This is a genomic window from Neobacillus canaveralius, assembly GCF_047237705.1.
Classification (GTDB): Bacteria; Bacillota; Bacilli; order Bacillales; family Cytobacillaceae; genus Neobacillus; species Neobacillus niacini_K.
This window is the reverse complement of record NZ_JBDFLL010000001.1, coordinates 4,959,732-4,985,240: the sequence shown is the minus strand read 5'-3', so window position 1 is coordinate 4,985,240 and position 25,509 is coordinate 4,959,732. Positions and strand designations below refer to the sequence as shown.

At 36.8% G+C, this 25,509-nt stretch carries 20 protein-coding genes; 14 read left to right on the top strand and 6 right to left on the bottom strand.

Features of this window, described 5'->3' with window-relative positions; genetic code table 11:
* Nucleotides 1–185 precede the first annotated feature (185 nt).
* Together ABC255_RS24395 and yhbH are read left to right on the top strand one after the other, a co-directional pair.
* Nucleotides 186–2,081, top strand: a complete 1,896-nt coding sequence (locus ABC255_RS24395) for a PrkA family serine protein kinase (RefSeq protein ID WP_335536045.1) — start codon at nucleotides 186–188, stop codon at nucleotides 2,079–2,081.
* Between the two features lie 425 nt (nucleotides 2,082–2,506).
* Nucleotides 2,507–3,673, top strand: coding sequence for a sporulation protein YhbH (gene yhbH / locus ABC255_RS24390; RefSeq protein WP_412997556.1), 1,167 nt, complete (start codon nucleotides 2,507–2,509; stop codon nucleotides 3,671–3,673).
* 44 nt (nucleotides 3,674–3,717) lie between these two features.
* Here the strand turns inward: yhbH and ABC255_RS24385 are convergent, their stop codons facing one another.
* Both ABC255_RS24385 and ABC255_RS24380 read right to left on the bottom strand, forming a co-directional pair.
* On the bottom strand, nucleotides 3,718–4,980 hold the full coding sequence (locus ABC255_RS24385; protein WP_412997554.1) for an ATP-binding protein: 1,263 nt from the start codon (nucleotides 4,978–4,980) through the stop codon (nucleotides 3,718–3,720).
* A 156-nt stretch (nucleotides 4,981–5,136) separates the two neighbouring features.
* The gene (locus tag ABC255_RS24380) at nucleotides 5,137–6,285 is read right to left on the bottom strand and encodes a GGDEF domain-containing protein (protein WP_412997552.1); all 1,149 of its coding nucleotides are present in this window, start codon (nucleotides 6,283–6,285) and stop codon (nucleotides 5,137–5,139) included.
* Nucleotides 6,286–6,435: 150 nt separating this feature from the next.
* Between ABC255_RS24380 and ABC255_RS24375 the strand changes: the two genes are divergently transcribed.
* Nucleotides 6,436–7,437 carry a DoxX family membrane protein gene (locus ABC255_RS24375; RefSeq protein WP_412997550.1) on the top strand — a complete coding sequence of 334 codons (1,002 nt, stop codon included), beginning with the start codon at nucleotides 6,436–6,438 and terminating at the stop codon, nucleotides 7,435–7,437.
* A 39-nt stretch (nucleotides 7,438–7,476) separates the two neighbouring features.
* Here the strand turns inward: ABC255_RS24375 and ABC255_RS24370 are convergent, their stop codons facing one another.
* Nucleotides 7,477–8,139, bottom strand: a complete 663-nt coding sequence (locus tag ABC255_RS24370) for an FMN-dependent NADH-azoreductase (protein ID WP_412997548.1) — start codon at nucleotides 8,137–8,139, stop codon at nucleotides 7,477–7,479.
* 235 nt (nucleotides 8,140–8,374) lie between these two features.
* Between ABC255_RS24370 and ABC255_RS24365 the strand changes: the two genes are divergently transcribed.
* Complete coding sequence (locus ABC255_RS24365) at nucleotides 8,375–9,400, top strand: diguanylate cyclase domain-containing protein (RefSeq protein ID WP_412997546.1); 1,026 nt, start codon at nucleotides 8,375–8,377, stop codon at nucleotides 9,398–9,400.
* 67 nt (nucleotides 9,401–9,467) lie between these two features.
* Here the strand turns inward: ABC255_RS24365 and ABC255_RS24360 are convergent, their stop codons facing one another.
* Entirely contained in the window at nucleotides 9,468–10,478 is a 1,011-nt protein-coding gene (locus ABC255_RS24360) for a DUF1646 family protein (protein WP_412997544.1), read from the bottom strand.
* Nucleotides 10,479–10,656: 178 nt separating this feature from the next.
* Here ABC255_RS24360 and fabF point away from each other — a divergent pair, with 178 nt between their 5' ends.
* On the top strand, nucleotides 10,657–11,898 hold the full coding sequence (fabF, locus tag ABC255_RS24355; protein WP_412997542.1) for a beta-ketoacyl-ACP synthase II: 1,242 nt from the start codon (nucleotides 10,657–10,659) through the stop codon (nucleotides 11,896–11,898).
* 208 nt (nucleotides 11,899–12,106) lie between these two features.
* Here the strand turns inward: fabF and ABC255_RS24350 are convergent, their stop codons facing one another.
* On the bottom strand, nucleotides 12,107–13,228 hold the full coding sequence (locus tag ABC255_RS24350; protein WP_412997541.1) for a metallophosphoesterase: 1,122 nt from the start codon (nucleotides 13,226–13,228) through the stop codon (nucleotides 12,107–12,109).
* 200 nt (nucleotides 13,229–13,428) lie between these two features.
* Here ABC255_RS24350 and ABC255_RS24345 point away from each other — a divergent pair, with 200 nt between their 5' ends.
* Nucleotides 13,429–13,749 (top strand): hypothetical protein, encoded by a 321-nt coding sequence (locus ABC255_RS24345; RefSeq protein WP_412997539.1) that lies wholly within the window; start codon nucleotides 13,429–13,431, stop codon nucleotides 13,747–13,749.
* A 448-nt stretch (nucleotides 13,750–14,197) separates the two neighbouring features.
* The gene (locus ABC255_RS24340; protein ID WP_412997538.1) at nucleotides 14,198–14,539 is read left to right on the top strand and encodes a cupin domain-containing protein; all 342 of its coding nucleotides are present in this window, start codon (nucleotides 14,198–14,200) and stop codon (nucleotides 14,537–14,539) included.
* Nucleotides 14,540–14,562: 23 nt separating this feature from the next.
* Here the strand turns inward: ABC255_RS24340 and ABC255_RS24335 are convergent, their stop codons facing one another.
* The gene (locus ABC255_RS24335; protein ID WP_412997536.1) at nucleotides 14,563–16,737 is read right to left on the bottom strand and encodes an MMPL family transporter; all 2,175 of its coding nucleotides are present in this window, start codon (nucleotides 16,735–16,737) and stop codon (nucleotides 14,563–14,565) included.
* A gap of 268 nt (nucleotides 16,738–17,005) precedes the next feature.
* On the opposite strand from ABC255_RS24335, the gene deoR reads away from it, so the two are divergent.
* The 7 genes from deoR (at nucleotide 17,006) to ABC255_RS24300 (ending at nucleotide 25,502) form a co-directional block, all read left to right on the top strand.
* Nucleotides 17,006–17,950 (top strand): DNA-binding transcriptional repressor DeoR, encoded by a 945-nt coding sequence (gene deoR, locus ABC255_RS24330; protein ID WP_412997535.1) that lies wholly within the window; start codon nucleotides 17,006–17,008, stop codon nucleotides 17,948–17,950.
* A gap of 130 nt (nucleotides 17,951–18,080) precedes the next feature.
* Nucleotides 18,081–18,755, top strand: a complete 675-nt coding sequence (gene deoC / locus ABC255_RS24325) for a deoxyribose-phosphate aldolase (protein WP_412997534.1) — start codon at nucleotides 18,081–18,083, stop codon at nucleotides 18,753–18,755.
* 22 nt (nucleotides 18,756–18,777) lie between these two features.
* Entirely contained in the window at nucleotides 18,778–18,945 is a 168-nt protein-coding gene (locus ABC255_RS24320; protein ID WP_412997532.1) for a XapX domain-containing protein, read from the top strand.
* A gap of 451 nt (nucleotides 18,946–19,396) precedes the next feature.
* Complete coding sequence (locus ABC255_RS24315) at nucleotides 19,397–19,819, top strand: response regulator transcription factor (RefSeq protein WP_412997530.1); 423 nt, start codon at nucleotides 19,397–19,399, stop codon at nucleotides 19,817–19,819.
* Nucleotides 19,816–20,847, top strand: a complete 1,032-nt coding sequence (locus tag ABC255_RS24310; protein ID WP_412997528.1) for a HEAT repeat domain-containing protein — start codon at nucleotides 19,816–19,818, stop codon at nucleotides 20,845–20,847. Before ABC255_RS24315 ends, ABC255_RS24310 begins: the two co-directional genes overlap by 4 nt.
* A gap of 3 nt (nucleotides 20,848–20,850) precedes the next feature.
* Entirely contained in the window at nucleotides 20,851–22,263 is a 1,413-nt protein-coding gene (locus ABC255_RS24305) for a glycosyltransferase family 2 protein (protein ID WP_412997527.1), read from the top strand.
* A complete protein-coding gene (locus tag ABC255_RS24300) occupies nucleotides 22,260–25,502 on the top strand; it encodes a hypothetical protein (RefSeq protein ID WP_412997525.1) in 3,243 nt (1,080 codons plus the stop codon). The genes ABC255_RS24305 and ABC255_RS24300 overlap by 4 nt, the downstream gene beginning before the upstream one ends.
* Nucleotides 25,503–25,509 lie beyond the last annotated feature (7 nt).

Here is a 25,509-nt window from a genome sequence, read left to right as displayed (position 1 = left end):
ATTTCTTTAATTAGACACATATACATTTATTATAGCCTATCTCGAAAAAATGAAAAGAGCAATATTCCAATCTTTTCTTAAAACAAAAAAGATAGGCATGAATACTTCAACGTTACGCATGTTCAAGTTCATTGGTGCATAGAGTATATTAATCGTCTCTGATAATTCTACAGGGGGAGGGCCTTATGGATATCCTAAAAAAAATTGAGATGTTTCGAGAAGAAGAAGAAAAGCTACGTTGGGAAGGGTCATTTGGAGATTATTTACTGTTGTTAAAAGAGAAGCCATGGGTAGCACAATCTGCACATTCACGAGTATATAATATGATCAAAGACGCTGGAATTGAGGAAGTGAAAGGTACTAAGAATTACAATTTCTTTGGTAATCAATTATTTGGCTTAGAGGAGTCACTTGAAAGATTAGTTGAGGAATACTTCCATCCTGCGGCTAAAAGGCTGGATGTAAGAAAGCGGATATTATTGCTTATGGGTCCAGTAAGCGGTGGTAAATCTACTCTTGTTACTATGCTAAAACGTGGTTTAGAGGCTTATTCTCATACGGATAGAGGCTCAGTATTCGCCATTAAAGGCTGCCCAATGCACGAAGATCCGCTTCATTTAATCCCGCACCATTTACGTCGTGATTTCTATGAAGAGTATGGTATTCGAATTGAAGGAAATCTTTCGCCATTAAATATGATGAGGCTAGAGCAAGAATATGGCGGCAGAATCGAAGATGTATTAGTAGAAAGAATCTTTTTCTCCGAGGATAAGCGAACTGGAATTGGAACGTTCAGCCCATCGGATCCGAAGTCGCAGGATATTGCCGATTTAACAGGTAGTATTGACTTTTCCACTATTGCCGAGTTTGGTTCAGAATCTGATCCACGTGCCTACCGCTTTGATGGTGAACTGAATAAAGCAAATCGCGGAATGATGGAGTTCCAAGAGATGTTGAAGTGCGATGAAAAATTCTTATGGCACCTGCTTTCGTTAACACAGGAAGGAAACTTTAAAGCAGGTAGGTTTGCACTAATTTCGGCTGATGAGCTGATTGTAGCGCACACGAACGAAACGGAATACCGCTCATTTATCTCGAACAAGAAGAATGAGGCCTTGCATTCCAGAATTATTGTTATGCCAATTCCGTATAATTTAAAAGTATCACAGGAAGAAAGAATCTATGAAAAGATGATTAGTGAAAGTGATGTTTCGGATGTGCACATTGCACCGCATACATTACGTGTAGCTGCGATGTTTACGATTCTAACTCGTCTAAAAGAACCTAAAAAAGGCGATATTGACTTAGTAAAGAAAATGCGTCTTTATGATGGAGAAAACGTTGAAGGCTTTAATGCAGTTGACGTAAGTGAACTAAAGAAAGAGTATCCAGATGAAGGAATGAGTGGGATTGATCCGCGTTATGTCATTAACCGAATCTCTTCTACTATTATCCGGAAAGAAGTACCTTCTATTAATGCTTTAGATGTATTACGTTCATTAAAAGACGGATTGGATCAACATCCTTCGATCACAGCTGAACTCCGTGAGCGCTATATGAATTATATTTCGGTTGCTCGTAAAGAGTATGATAATATTGCCAAAAATGAAGTTCAAAAAGCTTTCGTTTATTCCTATGAAGAGTCTGCTAAAACCTTAATGGACAATTATCTTGATAATGTTGAAGCGTATTGCAACAAAGCTAAACTTCGGGATCCGCTCACTGGTGAGGAAATCAATCCAGATGAAAAACTAATGCGTTCAATTGAAGAACAAATTGGTATTTCCGAGAATGCGAAAAAAGCATTTAGAGAAGAAATCTTGATAAGAATTTCTGCTTTTGCTAGGAAAGGTAAACGATTTGATTACAACTCACACGATAGACTTCGTGAAGCAATTCAAAAGAAGTTATTTGCTGACCTTAAAGATGTCGTGAAGATTACCACTTCATCCAAAACTCCTGATGAGCAGCAGTTAAAGAAAATAAACGATGTTGTTGCTAGATTAATTGATGAACACGGCTATAACTCAACATCCGCAAACGAACTCCTACGGTATGTTGGCAGCTTATTAAACCGTTAATTAAGATTTGCCAAGAAAAATAGCATGGACTGGCGGAAAGATCTGCCAGTCTGTTTTTTTCAATAATTGGTTGATTTTTTAAAAAATTTGACAAAGCAGTTATCTCATTGTTGATTTGCGTGGAAGGCACGAGACTCCTGCAGGAGGACGGGACAGGGGAGACCCCGCAGGCGCTTGCGCCGAGGAGGCTCCCCGAACCGCCTGCGGAAAGCGAAGTGCCTGGAGCGCAAATCTACTAACTAACAATGCTCGTCCATTTTTAAAAGCATAAGCCTAATTGTCAAAATAATTTGTAAATTATTTGCGGTTTCTGCATAGGATAAAGTAATCAACATTATATGCATTTTTACACTCGGGTTATTTTATGTCATTTGAAAGAAAATGTGACTCAGGGAAAATAAAATATTCATAAGGAGGGGTTTACATTGTCTGACAATAACCATCAATATGTGATTTCAAGAGAAGATTGGTCCCTCCACCGCAAAGGCCACGATGACCAGCAAAGGCATCAAGAAAAAGTCCAGGAGGCAATTCGAAACAATCTTCCTGACTTAATTACAGAAGAAAGCATCATTATGTCTAATGGACGCGATGTGGTGAAAATTCCAATTCGTTCTTTGGACGAATATAAAATCCGCTACAATTATGACAAAAACAAACACGTGGGCCAAGGTGAAGGTGAGAGCCAAGTAGGTGACGTTATTGCTCGTGACGGATCAAGTCAGCAAAAAGGTCCAGGAAAAGGGCAAGGCGCAGGAGATCAGGCCGGTGAAGATTACTTTGAAGCAGAAGTTTCGTTAATGGAATTAGAGGAAGCTTTATTTAAACAACTAGAGCTGCCAAACCTGAAAAGAAAAGAAGACCAGGAACATTTAGTGGAGAATATTGAATTCAATGATATTCGCAAAACAGGTCTAATGGGCAATATTGACAAGAAGCGTACAATGATGTCGGCATTTAAAAGAAATGCGATGACTGGGAAACCTGCATTTCATCCTATCTATAAGGAAGATTTGAAATTTAAGACTTGGAATGAAGTAATCAAACCGGATTCCAAGGCAGTCGTAATTGCCATGATGGATACGAGTGGATCGATGGGAATATGGGAAAAGTATATGGCTAGAAGTTTCTTCTTCTGGATGACTCGCTTCTTACGTACAAAATATGAAACCGTGGAAATTGAATTCATTGCACACCATACAGAAGCTAAGGTTGTGACGGAGGAGGACTTCTTCTCCAAGGGAGAAAGCGGCGGAACCATCTGTTCTTCTGCATACCGAAAAGCTTTAGAAATCATTGACGCAAAATATAATCCACGAAAGTTCAACATCTATCCATTCCACTTTTCTGATGGTGATAATCTAACATCTGATAATGCTCGCTGCGTTAAGCTGGTTGAAGAACTAATGAAAGTTTCAAACATGTTCGGATATGGTGAGGTAAATCAGTATAATCGTCATTCTACATTAATGTCCGCCTACAAAAATATTAAAGATGAGCAATTCCGCTATTATATTCTCAAACAAAAAGCGGATGTATTCCATGCAATGAAGAGCTTTTTCCAAAAAGAAGAAGACAAAATGTATGCCTAAAAAAATCGACAGGTACAATGCCTGTCGATATCTTCTTTATAAGTTTAATTTTCATTTTTCTTAATTGAGGTAATGGTAGGAAATTCAATATAGAATGTTGAGCCAGCGTCTAGTTCGCTTTCCACCCTGATAAGCCCATGCATAGCACGTACTATACTATAAACCACCATCATCCCAAGCCCAGTTCCGTTCTTACCTTTTGTGGAATAATAGGGTTCACCGAGTCGTTCAAGTTGTTCGGAAGTCATCCCTATTCCTGTATCTTTGATACAAATCGTAACATAATCTTGACTAAAATTAGTTTCAATAAATAGCTGACCTCCATTTGGCATTGCCTCTACAGCATTTTTGAGGATATTAATAAAGCATTGTCGGAAGCGTTGTCTATCACCTTTAATAAATCCAATTACTGAAAAATTAGTGATAATTTCCACGGAATTTTGGTTTGCCATCGGAGTGACGATGTTAATGATTTGCTTTAGTTCATTTTTGACATTAAGTTCTTCGATAGACGCTAAGGATGGCTTGGCAAATGTTAAATAATCTTGAATGACTCGTTCGGCAGAATGAAGTTCATCTTTTACAATCGAGAGATATTCTCTGCGTTTATGTCTTGGAAGATAGTCATCGTTAAGTAATTGGACAAACCCACTTGCAGCGGTCAGTGGATTTCGAATTTCATGAGAAATGGCTGCACCCATTTGTTCAACAGCCTTTAGTTTTTCTACTTTGATTAATTCAGACTTAAGTTCCACACTTTTTTTGATGTATTCAATCGAATAGGCAATAAGACCAATACCTAGCGGGGGAATCACAAAGTAGGCAAGTAAAACATCATACCAAGGGCTGCCTGTAGATCTAATTAATTCTCCTCCAGTGGTAAGAATTCCAAGTATAATCCCTAAACAAATAGCTACAGAGATTCGACGATTAGAAGATTGTTTCCAAAACCAAGGAGTTAGTCGGAAAAAAGTTATCGCAAGTGGAACATAGAGAAGGATGGTTGCCATCAAACCCGTGTCCAAGCCATAAAAACTTCTAATGATTATCATGGCGATAACAACAATAAGACCAATTCCGAGATATAACCCTCCGATGACAATTGGGATGATCCTTAAATCGTATCGAGCGTAGGGAACAGGATTATAGGAGAATTGAATACAGATCCATAAGACAAGGACAGAAATGATAATCATAATTGTTTTTGATAATGCGAATTTTCTGCTTCGATCCAGCCAAATTAAGCAAAAGAGGAGCAATATTATTAAAATGGAAAGATTTAAGAAAAGGTGTTTAGTAATTTCCATCTATTTTCACCGTCCCGAGGGCTTATAAGAAAAATTTTACATTTAACTTCATCCTTTTACAACTAAATTTACTAATTATTTTGAATAAACACATGTAAGGAGAAGGATAATGTAGAAATATGTATAAAACGGAAGGAAGAATCCTTCCGTTTATATTTATGGAGTTGAGATGGTATTTCTTCCTTTTGTTTTCGAGGTATACAAACAAGTATCCGCTAAATGGATTAAATCTTTTGGCTGCGTTTCCAAGCTAGGTATGATTGTGGCAATGCCAATACTGATAGTAACAATATCAGTAATTTCCGAACTACGATGGGCTATTTTAAGTGATTGAATCTTCTTTTGAATCAATTCAGCGATAGCGATGCCCTTATCCAACTTCGTTTTGGTGAAGATAATGGCAAATTCCTCACCACCATATCGACAAAATGTGCTATATGGGTTATTTGTAACAAGGTCTTTAATTGCAGAAGTAATAATTTGCAGGCATTGATCCCCAGCAAGGTGACCGTACGTATCGTTGTACTTCTTAAAGTAATCAATATCAAACATTAAAAGAGTTATTGGTGAATTTGTTGTCAGTAGGTTAGACCATTCCTTGTTAAGAACATCATCAAAGTGCCTTCTATTTCCAATGCCTGTTAGGCCATCTATATAAGAAAGTGTATTTAGAATCTCATTTGCCTTATTTAACTCCTGTTCACTTTCCTGTAATTTTATTAGGCTAATATTTAATTCTCTAACTGCTGCATTAGAGTTAGCAATGTAAATGGATAAGTGATAGGCGAAGAATCCACCGATTAAAGAAATAAGACAATGCATCAACAAAACATTTAAAAGCGTCCTGAAATTTTCAATATAAAGGGCAAAGACAATCGAAATAAAAAATAAACCGATCAGGTTCATATAAAAAGCTTTTAAGGTTGGAGGGATATTTAATTTGGAAAATCCACCACACACTATTCCTGTTAGGAATGCACTGATTGCAGCAACAAAGGCAGTTTCAGTAAAACCAAAAAGAAGTATTCTTCCTATAGCAATTAATCCAGAAGCAATGATTGCAGGTACCCATCCTCCTATAGCAGCTGCAATTATTGCAAGATGTCGCAGATCGGCAATGGTAGTGGGATTAATTTGAAAACTAAATAACATCAAGATATTTCCTAAAATACCATAACAGATACCCCAATAAAGCTTCGTCCTAAATGTAGAGGAATGGTGCAATGGTATGTCTTTAAAAATTTGACCCATTAATGTAAATGAAGCAATCAGTATGGTTACATTTGAAAAAAAGTCTTTTAACATTCATGTTCTCCTAATAATTTTCATCCATCAACTTATTATAGAAGAAAAATATCCTTCTGTGAATGAACGAATGTATATATTTCTTAGTATAGAATATTTGTGGTGTCCTCCGAAAACTATATAGATGAGTACGCTTTTTGGGAGGTTCTAATGAAAAGTAAATATAAGATCTTCATTTTGTTTGTTTTTGTTATCATTTGTGCACCTTTTTTTGTAGAAGCACATGTAAAGTGGTTTACAGAAGTTACACCAGAAAAAGAAGAAGTCGAACACATTTTATCGCCGATGTTTATGACAATTACGATATTAGTTGCCACGTTGCTGGCTGTATTGACGCAGCTATTGCCAGTGCTTGATAAAATCGCAATCACCCAGAAAATTGACAGGGTATTGGATAATTACCGTAAATCTTCTAGATACATTTTAAAATATGGTACGGCGATCGCCTTAATTATTCAGGTTTTGGCAGGTACCATTTTTGCACCCGAATTTGCTATCACTAACCAAATGATACGAATATTATTGTGGCTAACCATTATCCTGTTATTGATCCCTATGCATTATGCGACAAAAGCTGGTGCCCTTATCTTACTGGGCTTGTTTATTTACCAATTAACCCAGTCTGGTTTATTTCATATGCTTGACTATGGCTTTTATCTAGCAATTGTTGGTGTATTATTAGTGGGAAAAACGAAACTAGAAGATTGGGGATTTCCTTTTCTATACTTAGGGACAGGATTGTCACTATGCTGGGTGGCAGTTGAGAAATGGGTCTATCCTGCCATGAGTATGGATATTATTCATCAGCACGGTGTTCCAACTTTTGGTTTTCCTCCGGCTACATTTATAGTACTTGCAGCATTTATCGAATTTGTCGTTGGTTACTTGCTGATCGTAGGTATCCTTAACCGCCTTTTAGCTTTCGTGCTGACACTGATTTTTATTTCAACGACCATGCTGTTTGGTGTAACAGAAATTATCGGTCACCTAATGATTCATATCGTCTTAATTATCTTTATCATTGAGGGAGTATCGTTTTATGATCCGCCAATTAACATTCACAGAACAAAAATTTCTCAAATGGTATTTGTATTTTTGAATTTTGTCTTTACTTTGGCAACCTTCCTTCTGATTTATTATCGTTTTGCTTAGAGAAAAAGCTTCCTTTTTTTAAGGAAGCTTTTCTTCATGCTAGGAAAGTAAAACCGGCGAATTTATCATTTCTTTTGCTGCAATATTGGCTTCTTCTTTCGCCTTTTCAACAATTTCAGGGATTCTTTGAGGATAAAGGTCTAATGCCTCTGCTATGATAGAGTCCATTACTTCAATGCCAAGGAAGTTAAGAGCAATTCTTAAATAACGATCGCCGCATTCTAAATCCTTCATTGGTGTTCCTGTATAAAGACCACCACGGGTATTGATATGAATGGCTTTCTTACCAGTTAAAAGACCTTTCGGACCATTCGCTGTGTGTGCGAATGTTTTACCAGCAATAAACAGGTTATCTAAGTATGCTTTTAACACCGCTGGTGAGCTTAAATTCCAAATTGGAGAAACGAAAACATAGTAGTCATATGAAAGAAATTCATCCGCTAGGGCATGCATTTTTAGAATTTTCTCTCGCTCACCGTCGGTTAATTGATCTATTGTATAACCATATCCCGCTAATTTGCCTCTGGCAGACACTAATTCAGCATCCATATGAGCAATATCTAATGAGAATAAGTCGATTGTTTTTATTTCCGTTTCAGGCGATTCTTCTTTAATGGTATTGATAAATGCTTCACCGATTTTAAGACCTTTTGATTTTTCTAATCCTTTAGGATTCGCTGTAATATATAATAATTTTCTCACGTAAACACATCCAATCCTTTTAATAAACTCATTACTACTATTATAAAAAAAATAACGTTGCCCAATTTTGTAAAATAGGTGAAATTCTTGAACATTAGGTGAAGATTCATATTCGTTTGTAACCAGCTATTTTTTCATTAAATTGTTAGAAATCAATAGGAAAATTAAGCTCGATTGCAATATGATTAAATTAAAACTATTAGAAGATTTAAAAACTTAAAAGGCGGAATTATTCATGAATATAAATTCCCAAAATACAGATGAGAATGAAGTAGAGAAGTTACGAAGAAGAGTAAAAGACTTAGAGGAGAGAGAAGAAAAGCTAATAAAAAGCCTTCGCATGAATAAATCCCTGCATTCGAAGATTCTCGATGCGCTGCCAATAAATATTTTCCTAGAGGATCCTGAAGGTCGAACAATATTTGCAAATCAACAGGCTTGTAATGCACATGGTGTAGGAATGGAAAAACTTGTAGGGAAAACAGTATTTGACTTTTTTCCTAAAACGATAGCTGTAAGACAGCGTGAAATAGACTTAGAAGTATGGGAAAAGCGTATCATTCAAACCAACGAGGTAGCCACAGAATTTCAAGGTGAAAAAGTCCATATGCTTACAGGAAAAACTATTATCCATCTTGAAGAATCTAATCAAGACTATTTACTCGGCTTCGGATTGGATATCACCGATTTAAAAAATGCGGAGGAAAAGATTTCGCATATGGCTTACCATGATGCTTTAACAGGGTTGCCTAATCGCTGGTTTATAAAAACATGTCTAAAAAATTGTCTTTTTAGTCCAGATGAAAAACATATGATGAAGGGCGTTCTCCTGCTAGACTTAGACCATTTCAAAGTGATTAATGATAGTCTGGGTCATGAAGCGGGGGACCAGTTATTACAAGCTGTTGCTAACAGGTTAAGAGGAGTCATTCATACTGATAATGTTTTAGCTAGGTTTGGCGGGGATGAGTTTATAATCCTTATGCCTGAAGTTATTTCCGAGGATGAGCCATTCGAAGTAAGTAAAGAGATAGTAAAAGTGATGAAAGAACCATTTGCTATTTATGGACAAAAGTTTACGATTTCTCCAAGTATCGGCATCAGTTTACACCCTAATCATGGTGAAGATATGGAAGAATTAATTAAAAATGCAGATTTAGCCATGTACCATTCTAAAGAAAAGGGCAGGAACTGCTATTCCTTGTATACGCCATTAATGAGGGAAAAAGCCATTTTACGAATGAATATGCTGGTAAAATAAGAAAGAATCGCAACCACGTCAAGTGGAATCGATTCTTTCTTTACTTCTTTAAAAGTAAGTATACTTATTAAAAAACAAACAAAACAACGAAAAAAACTGCCATGGATATAAGACCAACTGGGACCCCAAAACTTGCCCATTCTCTACTTGTAATGTTTAATTTTCCTGCTGCAATAATATTAGGGATATTTCCAGGAATTAGCATACCACCACTAATAATAAGACCCATTAAAACAGCCTGGATGGTTGCTTGGTCCATTGCTGGACTAATTTCAGCTGCTGCGAGAGTAGCGTTATCTAAAATAGCTGAGATCATATTAATCCAATATAATAGCATTGGGTGAAGACCAAGAATATACTCATTAATTAGTGGCTCAAACCCATGTCCAAGAAAGGTTAGTCCCATAACAAATAAGTAAATTTTCGCGGATCGAATGAGTATATCTTTATAGCTTTCTACTTTTTGGTCAGCCGTTAATCCGTCAGTACTTTCTCGGGGGTTAACTAAAATCATTGTCAATATCCCAAAGATCACAACTGCTGAGATCACTTCTGGACCAATTAAGTTAAGTAAATAGAAAAAGTCTTCATTTACCTTACTAATAGTTATGGTTGCTAAGGGCTCACCAATGGGAGTGAGGGCGGCACCTAGCCCAATTGAAAAACATGCCAAAACAGTAAAGCGAATTTCAGATTTACGGTCAAGCGGAAGGACGTTAATGATAATAACTAGCACAATCGCTGCGATGATCGCCGTAATGATGCTGGAGGCTAGTCCTAAAATAATGACAGTTAATCCGAAGAAAATCCTGGGAGATAGAATTTTATTCATCCACAGGATAGATTTCTCCAATTGAGCCTGCCCCCATTTACAGATTAATCCTGCAATCAAGACAGCTAAAGTAATGGTAATGGGATCAATCAGGGCTTTTTTGATTAGATGGCTATTCATCATCCCGCTAATCAAAGCTGCGGCAATCCCCATTACAAATAAAAAGATTTCTAAATTGTGTTCCACCTTTTTGACCGAAAAAGGCAAAAATAAAACCAAAATTAAAATAACTACTAATCCAATCATACATACCAAATCCCTTATTTTTTTTGTCTTTATACGAAATCTATTATAAACTTTTCTTTAAATACTAGGATATTAATAAATTAAATTAATTTATGTATTTGTCCGGTCACTCTAAATTCGTTAAACTATAGAAAGAGTGTAGAATCATCCAAAAATCTATTTGGGAGTGAGCATTAATATGAATAGAAGAGTAGTGATTACAGGTGTTGGAGCAGTCACTCCTTTGGGAAATGATGCTCATACATCATGGGAACAAATTAAGAGTGGTGTTTCCGGTATTGGCCCTGCAACCCTTTTTGATGTAGAAAAGGTTGACGTCAAAATTGCAGCCGAAGTTAAAGGTTTTGCGCCGGAAGAGTTTATGGATAAAAAAGAATCCAGAAGGATGGGGCGCTATAGCCAGTTTGCTATTGCAGCAAGTCAAATGGCTGTTAAGGATGCAGGGATCAAAATTGGAGAGGGAATACAACCAGAACGGGTCGGTGTCTGGATTGGGTCAGGAATTGGCGGCTTGGCGGAATTCGAGGAACAACATCGGAAGTTTATTGAAAAAGGGCAAAGAAGGGTTAACCCGTTTACGATACCAATGTTTATTCCCGATATGGCGGCAGGACAAGTGAGCATTTCACTTGGTGCAAAAGGAATCAACAATTGCTCTGTTACAGCATGTGCTTCCGGTGCCAATTCCATTGGAGATGCATTCCGCGTGATCCAAAAGGGGGATGTGGATGTGATGATTGCTGGCGGAACGGAAGCAACCATAACGGGTATGACGGTCGCGGGATTTTCAAATATGACCGCACTGTCAAAAAATCCCGACCCGACCACAGCAAGCAGACCATTTGATAAGAATCGTGATGGATTTGTCATTGGGGAAGGCGCAGGTATCGTGGTTTTAGAAGAATTAGAACACGCATTAGCTCGAGGTGCTTCCATTTATGGAGAATTAGCAGGGTACGGAGCTACAGGTGATGCCCATCATATTACGACTCCAGCACCAGAAGGAGAAGGGGCAGGAAGAGCAATGAAATTAGCCTTAGCCGATGCTGGTATTACCCCTGAACAAGTCGACTATATCAATGCGCATGGCACGTCGACCTATTATAACGATTTGTATGAAACGTTAGCCATTAAAGATGTTTTCAAAGAACATGCCTATAAATTATCTGTCAGTTCTACGAAATCAATGACCGGTCACTTGTTGGGAGCAACCGGGGCAATAGAGGCGATTTTTTCTCTTTTTGCTATTAAGGATGGTATTATCCCGCCAACGATTAATTATCAAACACCTGATGAACAACTGGATTTAGATTATGTCCCGAACGTCGCAAAGATAAAGGATGTTCAAGTGGTTTTATCCAACTCATTAGGTTTTGGCGGTCATAATGCCACTTTAATTTTTAAAAAATTTACCGAATAGCAAACATTGTCACTATATGAGCTCTATAATGACCGAAATTTATAAAGAGTAGGAGCTAAGGTCACTATAAGGCCTCTATAATGACCGAAACCCCAAAATTGTAGAAGGTACGGTCACTATAGAAGCTCTATAGTGACCGAAATCCCAAAATTACAGAGGTTTCGGTCACTATAACGGGCTACAGGCTTAATTCCACCTGTAAAAACTGCTATATACCAAGTTTTTTTAAGAAATCAACTGTCTCCTGATGCTCACGTTTAATTAGCTTAAATAGCCTTTTATCAGGTTTTACAAGAGGATTCCCGTTTTCATCTGCAATCGATCTTGTAAACGATATACTTTTTACCACTTTCCATTTCCCATCTTTAACCTCAAGCTGAAGATCAATAATCCCAAGTCGGCTGCCGAAGGCCCCTGCCATCACCACCGGTTTTCTTTTAATTTTACCTTCAACGATGTTTGCCATAGGTATATCTTTAAAAGTGGGACCAGGAAATACGCTATGAGAGTGCCCAGCTAAGATCGCATCAATTTCTGGAATTTCACTAAGGTAATAGACAGCGTTTTCCGTTTCTGGGTGATAGGGTTCACTATCTATTCCCGTATGTGCGAGTGCAATTATAATATCAGCACCCTCAGACTTCATGATAGGTACAAATTCCTTTGCACTTTCAACAATTGGTCGTGCCAGCACTTTTCCCTCTAAATTTGCCTTGTCCCATCTCATAATTTGCGGAGGCATAAATCCAATAACACCAATCTTTAAATCATGCCCAATACCTTGCTTGTCAACAACACGTCTTTTTAAAATAACATAAGGTTTGAAGTATGGTTTATTCGTTTTTACACTATAAACATTAGCATTAACAACAGGCATTTTCACTCCCTTAAGAACACTGTTTAAAAACTTTAGACCATAATTAAATTCATGATTTCCAATTGTTATCGCATCATATTTTAAATAATTAAATGCACGGTAAACAGGATGTACTTTTCCTTTTTGAATCCCTCGAATTCTCACTAAGTACTCACCTAGTGGATTCCCTTTTAAATGGTCACCGTTATCAAACAATAAGGAATTGACTGCTTCGCTTCTAGCCTGATGTATAAGACTTGCTGTTTTTACAAGCCCGATAGTATTGTCGATTTTAGTTTGATAATAATCATAATTCATTAAAGCCGCATGGAGGTCAGTCGTCTCAAGTATTCGCAAATCAATTATTCCATTTTTGTTCACCGTCATGCTGTCTTCAGCAAACCTACTAGATGGCAATTGAGACCAGATGATTGTGCTAATGAAGAGTATAAGGAATAACTTTTTAAAATTCATAAATACCAGCCTCCTCTAAACTTCTAATTATGTGTTATTATTTGACAATTTGAAGCTGTTGATACATTGGTGGGAAATTCTCAAAAGTGACAGAAATTTGTCAAAAACATATGAATAAAAAGTGAAATAAAGGGGTTTCAAAAAATTTATTAAGGGAGATTACTTATAATAAAAGAGACAAAAGGTGGAGGTTTTGATAGATGAATATTACAACAATCATTGAACTTGAAAATATGGAAGTAGAGAAGATTGCCGGAGCAAAATTAGTGTTTGCAGAGGAACAGATTTCTGAAAATATTATTGAAACCTGTGTCGAGTGCTTTCAAGTAGAGGGATCGAACAAAACACTCTCGACAGAAGATGGAATGCAGCTAGTGTTTTCACAATTAAAGCAAGAAGGAATTATTCCTTCAAAGGTGGAGGACTTCTCATTTGAAATGCCATCATGCGGCCGACTAAAAACAAAAAATGAAGATGAGATAGAAGTTCCTCAAAAAGTTATCATTTCCTATATGTCATAAAGAAGTTCATTGAACTCGAGGAATAAGACAAACTTAATTAATCATATTATTAGGAAAAATAATATGGGTGTGATAAGTGAATATGAAAAAACATAATCAAGTTGTTTTCTACACTATAAAAGGATCAACCATTAAAAAATTTTTAATACTAGATTGTATTACTGGAACCGGTATTTTTTATGCATTAAAAATAGTTTCATCAAGCATTTTAGTTGGATTTTTTGGAAGCCTAGTTTGTACCGAAGGCATTAAAAAATTACATAACAAATAGACGCGTTAACCCTTAAGGGTTAACGTCTTTTTTGTTTTAACATAAATAACTTCACTTTCAAATAATTATACGGGTTTTTCATAAAACATTAGAAATAATAAACAGTGATACGCTTCACTTAATTGAAAATGATTTTCAGTTAAGATATAGGTAAGACATCACTAGGAGGAAAATAGGATGGAAAAAAATTCAGTTAAAGCCTACCAAGAATTCAGCGAAGAGCGATTCACAAAAAGAATCATATATAAAAAAGGTGAAACGACAGCATTTGTTTTGAACTTCTTACCTGGACAGCAGCTTCCCGTGCATAAGCACCCCGGAACAGAAGTATATCTCTATGTCGTAACCGGAAGTGGTACATTCATTATCGATGGCCAAGAAACTGTCGTATCTGAAGCAGATTTAGTACATGTAGGCAGTGAAGAAGAACTGGCCTTTCATAATACAGGTAATGAGCCTGTAAGCTTATATGTTACATTAAGTAAAGTACCTACCGAACAATACGCTAAAAATATATAAGATTGGAAAAACCAGCCTGAAAATTAGGCTGGCTTCTTTTTGTGTTTTGTTAACCCTTTATTTTTATATCCAAAGAACCACCAGTTCCAATCACCGAACAACTTCATCAAAGCCGGAACTAAGACCATCCTGACAATAGTGGCGTCAATAAGAATCGCAATGGCAATTCCGACACCTAACTGCTTGATCGGCATGACACCTGTAAAGGCAAAAGCTCCTGTAACAACGATCATGATGGCGGCTGCGGATGTAATAATTTTACTAGTGTACGTCAAGCCAGATATCGTCGCTTCCGTATTATCTCCTGTTTTTAAATAAAACTCCTGAATTCTCGAAATCAAAAACACTTCGTAATCCATTGAAAGACCAAATACGAGGGTGAAAACAAATACAGGTAAAATTAGTGCAATATCTGCAGGCTCGACACCTAAATGCCCCTGTTGAAAAATCCAGACGACAATTCCGAACGTACAGCTTAGACTTAAGATATTCATTAAAATCGCCTTTAGTGGAATTAAGATTGAGCGAAAAGCGCCCATAAGAATGATAAAGGTTGAGACAACAATTAATAATAATCCGTAAGGTGCCTTTTTAAATATCTCATCAAAGATTTCCTGCTCAAACTTTATCGCTCCTCCAAAATGTGCCGACAGTTCCAATTCCCTGCTAGACCAATCTCGAACCCACTCTCTAGCTTCCGCGGAATGATCATCTGAATTTAAATAAACTTCAATCAGCATTTTATTGTCTCTAATAAAATAATCAAGTATGGGCGCAGTCTGTTCTTTTTGTCCAAACTGAAGCAATTGAGATAACATTTCTTCATTCTGAATGCCAGTCGCAGAGAAAGGAGAATCTACCGCATCCACCAGTTTATCCTTCGAAAGCTCATCAAGTATGCTGTTTACTTTCTCAAGGTTACTTGTTTCTAAAACATTTCCTTTTGTTTCAAGCACCACAGATACTTTCTTTTCATTCCGTTTATCTTTCGGAATAAAATTCTCCTCGAAGGCTTCAAATGCTACCCTTGAAGGGTATTTTTCCGGGAGTGATTCGGTGCCAGGGATCGTCATCGTCATCTGTGCCACAGGTATTAGACCGGCTAGGAGTATCGCCAGTGCTGCCGCAGCCATAAGAACAGGGCGCTTCATTACAAACTTTGCAAATCTATGCCAAATGCTCGATTTATTATCGGCTAGCCGAAGGACACTGAATTTGTTGATTTTAGATCCAAGAACAGCTAGTAATGCCGGGAGAAAGGTTAAGGCACAGAAGGCAGAAATAAAAACCACTGCCATACCGCCAAGTGCAACATTTTGAAAAATATCAATTTGAATAAACCATAATGCCGATAAGCCAATAAAAACACAAAGACCAGAAAAGATAATAGAACGTCCAGCGGTTGCGACGCTAATCTTAATGGCTTCTTCAATGGATTTGGTATGTAATTCCTCTTTGTACCGGTTAATTAATAGTAGGGCAAAGTCAATACTTAAAGCGAGACCAATCATCGGGACGATATTCAAAATAAAGATTGTCAAATCTGTACCATAACTAAAAAAGAAAACGACCCCCATCGTGGTTAAAATCGATACAACTCCGATGACAATTGGAATGGAGGCAGCGATAAACCCTCCAAAGGCAAGGACCAATACAATCAATGCAATCGGCAATCCAATCATTTCAGCCTTGGCTAAATCCTCTTGGCTGGCGATATTAAGGTCTTGAACAATGATAGGTTCACCTGTCATCGTAACCTTTAATCCCTTTTTATTCTTTAGAATCTTGTTCAATTGGTGTATTTCATCACTTAATCCTTCTGCACTTTTATCAAAAGATAAAAGACCATAAGCATAATCTCCTTTTATCATTCCATCTCGATCATATGGAGTGGTGATACTTTTAGCACAATCGAATTTTTTTAGATCCTTAAAAGTGGTTTTGATGTATTGATTCCAATCATTGTCATTCACACTGCTTTCTCTTTGGAAAACAAGAATAATCGAAGATTTTGCCTGCCCAAAGTCTTTTTCAAGCAGTTTTCTTGTTTCATTATATTCGCCTTTATATTCAAAGCCATTTCCACTTAATACAGAGGGTAATTTTAAGGCGAAAACCCCTGAGATTCCGATTATCAGTATCCAAAGGGCGAGTACCCATTTGCGATAACGGTATATGATGCCTCCAAGTTTCTCCATTTAAAGACCTCCATTTTGGAAATAATTCCCTTACCTAGGGTAGCAGAACTCATCAAAAGTAGCGGAAGACTATTTCGTGGCAAATGAATTGGATAGATTAAATATGATAAGAATCATTCCCTCAATTTATAACGAAAATACAAAGATAGTAGAGGATTAAGTGTAAAATAATGTTCACCATATATTTTACAAATGTAAAAAAGTTTATGAATTTAACAGCATGTCTTGCTATAATAATAAAAAAAGTCAGGATTGAGGGTGATGAGCAGTGGACCATGAGAAACTAAGTAAAGTGATCGAAGCAGCAAAATTATATTATTTGTTGGATCATAATCAAAACGATATTGCTAAGATATTAGGTGTTTCACGCCCCACAGTGTCCCGTTTATTACAGCAGGCAAAAGAAAAGGGAATCGTCCAAATAAATATCATGGACCCAACTGAAGATGTTGAAAGTTTAACTGCTCAGTTAGAAAAAAAGTTCAATTTAAAAAGAGCTATCGTTGCGCCTATTCCACAATTCGAAAACCATATTATCAAAAATTATCTTGGTGAAAAAGCTGCATTATATCTTGATGAGATTGTAAAAGATCAGGACATTATTGGAGTCACGTGGGGGACGACGCTATACCACATTGCGGTGGAGCTAAGGCAGAAATTTGTCAAGGATGTCAAGGTTGTCCAGTTAAAAGGCGGTGTCAGTCACGCAGAAACCAATAATTACGCTTCAGAAATTTTGTATCTTTTTGGCAAAGCCTACAACACATCTCCTCTCAATCTTCCGTTGCCGGCAATTGTTGACCATATTGTTGTAAAGCAAGCAATGGAGGCAGACCGCCATATAAAAAAAATTCTTGAATTGGGTAAGAAGGCGAATATCGCGCTGTTTACCATCGGTTCAATCAAGACGGATTCGTTATTATTCCAAATGGGGTATTTTACTGAGAGTGACCAAAAAGCATTAAATGAAAAAGCAGTAGGGGATATTTGTTCACGTTTCTTTGATAGCAAGGGTGAAGTATGTGATGAAAGTCTAAATGAAAGAACATTAGGGGTAAAACTGGAGGACTTACGAAAAAAAGAATATTCCATTCTTGTTGCGGGCGGTCCAAATAAAATTGAGGGGATTTATGGGGCATTAAAGGGACATTATGCCAATGTTTTAATAACCGATCAATTCACAGCAAAATTTTTACTTGATAAAAACTCTTAGTTTTTAATTGTTTTTTTTTTTTTACATTTGTTCATTTGTGTATTTACAAATGTTCAATTTGTTTGATATAGTGTCATTGTAAATATAAACAAAGAATATATAGCTTGATAAAATAAGGAGGATGTACAATATGACTCAAAATGTTACTCGAATGATTGATCATACATTATTAAAAGCAAATGCGACCAAGGATGAAATCGTGAAATTAGTTGAAGAAGCAAAGAATTATTCTTTCGCTTCCGTATGTGTTAATCCAACTTGGGTAAAAATATCAGCAGATATGCTTAAAGATACCCCAGAAGTAAAAGTATGTACCGTAATTGGTTTTCCTTTAGGAGCATCTACACCTGAAACGAAAGCATTTGAAACAAGAAATGCGATTGAAAATGGCGCAGATGAAATCGATATGGTGATCAACATCGGCGCACTTAAGGATAAACAAGATGATTTAGTCGAAAGAGACATTAAAGCTGTTGTTGAGGCTGCGAAAGGTAAAGCACTAACAAAGGTTATTATTGAGACATGTCTTTTAACGAATGAAGAAAAAGTAAGAGCATGTGAACTTTCTGTTAAGGCCGGAGCAGATTTTGTAAAAACCTCCACTGGGTTCTCTACAGGCGGGGCTACAGTTGAAGATATCCGTTTAATGCGAGAAACAGTTGGACCTGAGATAGGTGTAAAAGCTTCTGGAGGCGTTCGCAGCCGTGAGGATGCACTAGCCATGATCGAAGCTGGGGCTACTCGTATCGGGGCGAGTTCCGGAGTGTCTATTAGTAAAGGTGAAATTTCTCAAAGCAATTATTAACCAACGATTTGAGGGATAGAAAATGAAAGAAGTAGTATTAGCTTTAATTGCTGGATTAATTGTTGGAATAATATTTAAATTTATGAGGCTGCCATTACCTGCTCCTCCTGTATTTTCCGCAGTCGTTGGCGTCTTTGGTGTATATTTTGGAGGCGTTCTTGCTAGTTGGATGGTTAAACTTTTCCAATAAATATAGATGGCTCCAAAGGATGTTAAATAATAATTAGAGGCGGGATGAGAATCCTGCTTTTTTTATTTGGCTGTGTTAAATTAGTCTGTTGATTTGCGCTCCAGGCGCTACGCTTTCCGCGGGCTCGCCCGTGAGCCTCCTCGGTCGTCCCGACCTGCGGGGTCTCACTCAGCTCGTGCATCTCGCAGGAGTCGAGCGCCTTCCGCTCCAATTAACGAGTTCTTAAAACAACAGTATTCTTTAACACACCCTTTTATTTATTAATAACATGATAATCGACAAAATTCTTCAATCTTCGTCATTTTCTGATTTAATATTATTGTGGCTAAGGTAAATAAAGATTAGAATCTATATATATATCTTTTCATGCTTTTTATGGAAGAGGGCATAATTTAAAAGAATAAAAAGCAGAATTTATAATTTTGGACAAGGAAGAAAGAGGAAGAAGAGAGTGGAAACTAGTAGGAAGCAAAACGAAAAGAAACTGTTTATTTCGATTATCGATAATGATGCGATGATTCAAACGATGCTCGTGAGAATTCTTAAGATGATGAATATTGATCAGTTTGAAATAGATATAAAAGCTTATGAAGATGGTATGCAGTTTTTTGAATCTAAACGCTTAGATGATGAAGGAGAACATTTTTTGATTCTTGATGGTATTATGCCAGTTATGGATGGTATCGAGATTTTGCAAAAAGTGAAAAGTGACTTGAGCAAACAGGTTTATGTCTTAATGCTTTCAGGCAGAAAAAGTCCAATTGAAATTAACAAGGCACTAAAATTAGGTGCTGATGATTATGTGACGAAACCATTTAGTATTAAGGAGCTCCAGACAAGAGTACAACAAATCATTCAAAGGATGAAGCAATGATCAATCAGGATATTTTGTTTCTTTCTATTTTAACTTTATCACTTATGTGCTTATTATTTTTATTATTGCTTTATTTAACAATTCGGAAGGCAAAAGAGATCAAAAAAAGAAGAGAAATTGAAAGCTATAAAAATAAAATTAGCACACAAATTTTTTCCATAATAGCTGAAGGGAAACGTTACAGGGGAATAGGCTGCGAAACAGCAGTAAAACAAAAGGCAATGGAAGAGCTGCTGAGCAGGTATGTGAAAATTCTAGAAGGTGAGGAAGAAAAAAATAGATTATCGGATCTGGCGTCACATTGCTTACAGGGATACTATCGGAAACGTCTCAAAAGTAAAAAATGGAGCCATCGTATGAATGCACTTTATCATATCGAGGACTTTCATATGATAAAACTAATAGACGATGTAGTTATTTTGAGTAAAAAGAAGAACCTTACACATCAAGAATTTATCCATGTTCTGAGAATCCTTGCAACATTTCAATATAATGGTTTAAAGGAAGTACTTCACTATCATGATTTATCTGAGTATGAGTATCGAAGTATTTTAATGAGATTGAATCATGATCTATTTGATCAGTTCGTTTTAAGCTTTCACAAAAGCACTCCCCCGCTGCAATATGCCATTCTGGATGTTATCTCATTGAAAAAAGCATTAGAATACCGGTTTTTTACCGAAAATATTTTTATGTCCTATAAAGGTGAAATAAGGTTGAGGGCTTTGAAGGCTCTAGCAGAAATAGGCTATGTAAGTAATATAGAGCCGTACTTCCAATTGCTATACTCTTCTAGCTGGCAAGAGAGGATGGTAGCCACAAAACTGATAGGTTCGATTAAAGAAGAAAAAGGAATTCCGAGATTAGTTGAGCTGCTGCATGATCAGATTTGGTGGGTGCGTCAGCAGGCTGGCCAATCAATTAGTCAGTTCCCAAATGGGAAGGTAATTTTGCAATCCGTTTTAGAAACATCCAAGGATACTTTTGCTAGAGATATGGCTTGGGATTGGCTGCATAAAGGAGTATAGAACATGCTAAATGTGCAATGGCTGGATATTGTATCTGTTTTCGCTTGGTTTATTGCTGTATACATGGTGATTGTTATTGTTTTCTATTCTGTTATTTTAATGATCTCGATGTTACAGCTCCGAAAAGAATATCAATTAGACCGAATACAGGCATATGAGGATTATATGGATGAATTTTACACAAGACCAGTCTCGATCATTGTACCTGCCTATAATGAGGAAGCAGGAATTATTCAAAGTGTCCGTTCACTATTGAGTGTAAATTATCCCACCTTTGAGATCATCGTTGTCAATGATGGGTCGACAGATCAGACATTGGAAAAAATGATTGATCAATACGAGATGAAAGAAATAAGTAAAGTAGTTCGTAAACAAATTAATACAAAACCGATTAAGACTATCTATCAATCCACTATCCTTTCTAATCTTTTTTTAGTTGATAAGGAGAATGGCGGGAAAGCAGATGCTTTGAATGTTGGCCTTAATTTTTCCCATTATCCCTATTTTTGCTCGCTAGATGGTGATTCTGTATTGGAGCCAGATGCCTTTCTTAAGGTAATGAAGCCCATTATTGATTCAAATGAAGAGGTAATTGCCTCTGGCGGGAGTGTGCGAATTGCAAACGGCTGTGAAATAAAGAATGGACATATCTTGAAAATAGGTCTCTCTAATAATCCTTTAGTCATCATGCAAATTATCGAATATCTTCGTGCATTCCTCATGGGGAGGATAGGATTCAGCAGACATAATCTGCTATTAATTATTTCTGGTGCTTTTGGTGTTTTTTCCAAGCATTGGACCATTGAGGCTGGCGGGTATAAAACAGATACCGTAGGCGAGGACATGGAGTTAGTTGTCAGGATTCACCGTTTGTTAAAAGAAAAGAAGGTAAACAAAAAGATTGTCTATGTTCCCGACCCAGTTTGTTGGACTGAAGTCCCTGAGGATATGACCATCTTAAGAAGACAAAGACGGCGCTGGCATCGTGGCCTTTTTGAAAGCTTATGGACACATCGCGGGCTAACCTTTAACCCTAAATATGGTTCGATTGGGATTATTTCATTCCCCTATTTTTGGGTTGTTGAGTTTTTGGGACCGATTATAGAGTTTCTTGGATACATTTTTATGGTACTCTGTCTGTTTTTAGGCGGTGTTTACATTGAATTTGCAATTATTTTATTTCTCCTATCATGCCTGTATGGGTCACTCTTTTCAATGGCAGCAGTGTTATTAGAAGAGTGGAGTTTAACGAAATACCCAAAAGTTACGGATATTGTAAAGCTCTTTCTATACTCATTAACTGAAACCATCTGGTATCGTCCTATGACGGTATTTTGGAGGTGTGAAGGGGTCTGGCAAATGCTAGTTGGGGATACAAGCTGGGGAGAAATGAAAAGAAAAGGTGTTTCAAAATGACAAGACAAACCTCCTTAATTGTTTATGCAATAATATTTCTCTTAATCCTATTAAGTCCTTTTTGGTCCTGGCTTTTACAGCCTTCAAAAGAATTAAATGTACTTATCTATGATAAAACCGTTCCTGATCAATCATATAGGGAACACAAAGGACTCGTTTGGATATTAAATAATGCTAAATATGTAAAGGAAGATCAAAAGCCGTATGAAATAAATGAGGATTATAAAGGATTTATTCCAAAAGATGGACAACAATATTCCATCACATCTTTACCAAATGATTTAAAAAATTATGATGTTTATTATTTAACGGATCAATATGGAGTGTACGAAGAAGACTTTATTGGTGAAAACGAGACCGGCGAGAGATCTTCCATCATTTACGGAGGCTTAGAATCATCGGATGTAGATCGAATTGAACAAGCTTTGCTCTCCTCTAAAGGGAAAACATTGATTGCAGAATTTAATACATTTGCCAGTCCGACTCCTGCTGACGTTCGTGATAAAATAGCAAATCTCTTAAATCTAGAGTGGACTGGCTGGATTGGCAGGTATTTTCCTGACCTAAACGACAAGGAAGTACCAGTATGGGTAAGAGAACAATACGAAGCAAATGGCGGAAAATGGAGTTATGAGGAAGAAGGCTTTGTTTTTGTAAGCAAAAATAATGAAATTGTAGTGGTAGATCAAAAGGATGTAACGCAAAGCGGCGCCTTATTTAATCTCACAAAACAGGGAGAGAACTTTTTTAATCGGGAACTACAAGGCGAATATCAATATTGGTTTGATATTAATACTGCTGGAAACAAAGATGAAGTACTAGCAGAATATCATCTGCCTATTACAGCAAAGAAGAAGGAAGAGTTGCTAGGCTTGGGAATACCCTCAAATTTTCCTGCAATCATTCATCATCAAAATGCGAGATATAATTCCTATTATTTCGCAGGGGATTATGCCGATGAAGCAGAGGTTCCAGCCATTTATCAAACAAAAGGACTAGACCTTTGGAAGCAGCGTTTTGGAACACAAGATTCCTTTTACTGGGAAGTTTATGTTCCTATGATGAAGGTTTTATTAGATAGCGGTGTAAACAAGACAATCAAACAAGAGCAAGTAGAAGTAGTTGAGGTTAACAAGATTAAGACCAACAGCACTACAGGAGATTCCTTTATACAAATTCAACAGAATGGTGAATGGAACGATTTCTTGATAAAAGGAGTCAATATGGGAATCGGAAAGCCTGGATATTTTCCAGGAGAAACAGCGATTACGAAGGAAGAATATTCTCGCTGGTTTAAAAAAATTGGTGAAATGAACGCGAATGCCATCAGAATATATACCCTGCATCCTCCACAGTTTTACGAAGCTTTCTATGAATATAATCTGGCTGCAGAAAAACCGTTGTTTCTATTTCATGGTTCTTGGGTAAATGAAGAAAAGCTGCTTCAAAATCAAGATGCATTCGCTGCCGAAAATGTCGAGGATGCTCAAACGGAAATTAAATATTTAATTGATATCATTCATGGGCAGGCGGAGCTGCCTGAACGGCCTGGACACGCTTCAGGTGTTTATAAATATGATATATCAAAATATGTGCTTGGGATTATCGTGGGCACAGAGTGGGACCCATATATGGTTAATAACACCAATCTTAAGCATAAAGATATGGAAGCATTTAATGGTAAATATTTTAAAACAACAGATGCCAGTCCATTTGAAATTTGGTTAGCTCAATTGATGGAATATGCAGCTGCCTATGAAACAACACAATACAATTGGCAGCATACGATGAGTTTTACTAACTGGGTAACCACCGACCTGTTAGAACATCCATCAGAGCCACTAGAAAATGAAGATTTAGTTTCAATCAATCCAAACCATATTCTAGACTCTGATCAATTTTATGCCGGATTATTTGCTTCCTATCATATTTATCCTTACTATCCTGATTTTTTAAATTACGAGGAAAAATATCTAAAGTATATGGATTCATCAGGTGAAAAGAATAATTACGCAGGATATTTAAATGAATTGATCGGTTCACATAATATGCCTGTACTAGTTGCCGAATTTGGGGTTCCATCTTCAAGGGGATTAACACACAAAAATGCCTTTGGAATGGATCAGGGTTTTCATTCAGAAAAAGAACAAGGGGAAATTAATCAAAAATTATTTAAATCTATTGTTTCGGAGGGGTATGCAGGAGGGGTCATTTTCTCATGGCAGGATGAGTGGTTTAAACGCACTTGGAATACGATGGATTTTGATAATCCGGACCGGAGACCCTACTGGAATAATCAGCAAACAAACGAACAGCATTTTGGTCTGCTGTCTTTTGAACCAGGAGATAAGGATTCAGCGATTTTAGTAGACGGAAACCGTATTGATTGGATAGAAACCAATAGTAAAAAAATTTATGAGTCGGAAGAAGAGAATGAAGTCATAAATGAGGTTAGAATTTCCTCTGATAGTGGATATCTGTACTTTCTTCTATCCTTAGCAAAGCCCGTCAACTTTGCAAATCAATCTCTCTATTTACTCCTAGATTCCCTTGGTGAACAGGGACAGAACAATATACCCTTATCAAAAGATACTCTGCTGCAAACGGATTTAGGTGTAGACTTCTTAATTAATCTTTCAGGAGAAGAAAATTCTCGTATCATGGTAGACAGTTATTATGATACCTACTACTATCAATATGCACATATGCTTAATATGGTAAAAAGAGAATCTTATGTAAGTCAAAAAAATAGTGGAGTATTTCATCCAATTCGGTTAGCACTTACTAAAGAGTTGACAATCCCGACAACAAAGACTGTAGTTCCGTTTGAGGGATATGAAACAGGTGTATTAAAGTTTGGAAATGGTAACCCCGAACATGAACAGTTTAACTCACTGACAGATGTAAGTATAAGCAATAATAAAAAAATCATCGAAATCAGAATCCCATGGCAGCTTGTAAATGTTAAGGATCCTAGTTTAAAAGAAGTGATAGGGGATATCTGGAAGGCTGGTTTATCAAAAAGTGAAACGATTGAAGGGATTCGGGTTGCAGCAGCTGCAACGGAACAGGGTAAAATTGTTCAAACGATTCCAAGACAAGCAAATAGCGTACTCCAGCAAAAAGATGTATTTCTATATTCATGGAATGAGTGGGAACAGCCTTTATTTTATGAAAGGCTAAAAAAATCATATGATATGATTAAGGATGCATATGGAAAAACAAAGCTAGAAAATTAAAAGAAGG

Coding starts and splice junctions, on each gene's coding strand:
- ABC255_RS24360 (WP_412997544.1), bottom strand. CDS start 10,478: ATGATTGGATTAGTAGTTATTTTAATTTTGGTTTTATTTTTGCCTTTT.
- ABC255_RS24380 (WP_412997552.1), bottom strand. CDS start 6,285: ATGTTAAAAGACTTTTTTTCAAATGTAACCATACTGATTGCTTCATTT.
- deoC (WP_412997534.1), top strand. CDS start 18,081: ATGACTCAAAATGTTACTCGAATGATTGATCATACATTATTAAAAGCA.
- ABC255_RS24310 (WP_412997528.1), top strand. CDS start 19,816: ATGATCAATCAGGATATTTTGTTTCTTTCTATTTTAACTTTATCACTT.
- ABC255_RS24300 (WP_412997525.1), top strand. CDS start 22,260: ATGACAAGACAAACCTCCTTAATTGTTTATGCAATAATATTTCTCTTA.
- ABC255_RS24305 (WP_412997527.1), top strand. CDS start 20,851: ATGCTAAATGTGCAATGGCTGGATATTGTATCTGTTTTCGCTTGGTTT.
- ABC255_RS24345 (WP_412997539.1), top strand. CDS start 13,429: ATGAATATTACAACAATCATTGAACTTGAAAATATGGAAGTAGAGAAG.
- ABC255_RS24335 (WP_412997536.1), bottom strand. CDS start 16,737: ATGGAGAAACTTGGAGGCATCATATACCGTTATCGCAAATGGGTACTC.
- fabF (WP_412997542.1), top strand. CDS start 10,657: ATGAATAGAAGAGTAGTGATTACAGGTGTTGGAGCAGTCACTCCTTTG.
- ABC255_RS24320 (WP_412997532.1), top strand. CDS start 18,778: ATGAAAGAAGTAGTATTAGCTTTAATTGCTGGATTAATTGTTGGAATA.
- ABC255_RS24375 (WP_412997550.1), top strand. CDS start 6,436: ATGAAAAGTAAATATAAGATCTTCATTTTGTTTGTTTTTGTTATCATT.
- ABC255_RS24385 (WP_412997554.1), bottom strand. CDS start 4,980: ATGGAAATTACTAAACACCTTTTCTTAAATCTTTCCATTTTAATAATA.
- ABC255_RS24365 (WP_412997546.1), top strand. CDS start 8,375: ATGAATATAAATTCCCAAAATACAGATGAGAATGAAGTAGAGAAGTTA.
- ABC255_RS24350 (WP_412997541.1), bottom strand. CDS start 13,228: ATGAATTTTAAAAAGTTATTCCTTATACTCTTCATTAGCACAATCATC.
- ABC255_RS24340 (WP_412997538.1), top strand. CDS start 14,198: ATGGAAAAAAATTCAGTTAAAGCCTACCAAGAATTCAGCGAAGAGCGA.
- ABC255_RS24395 (WP_335536045.1), top strand. CDS start 186: ATGGATATCCTAAAAAAAATTGAGATGTTTCGAGAAGAAGAAGAAAAG.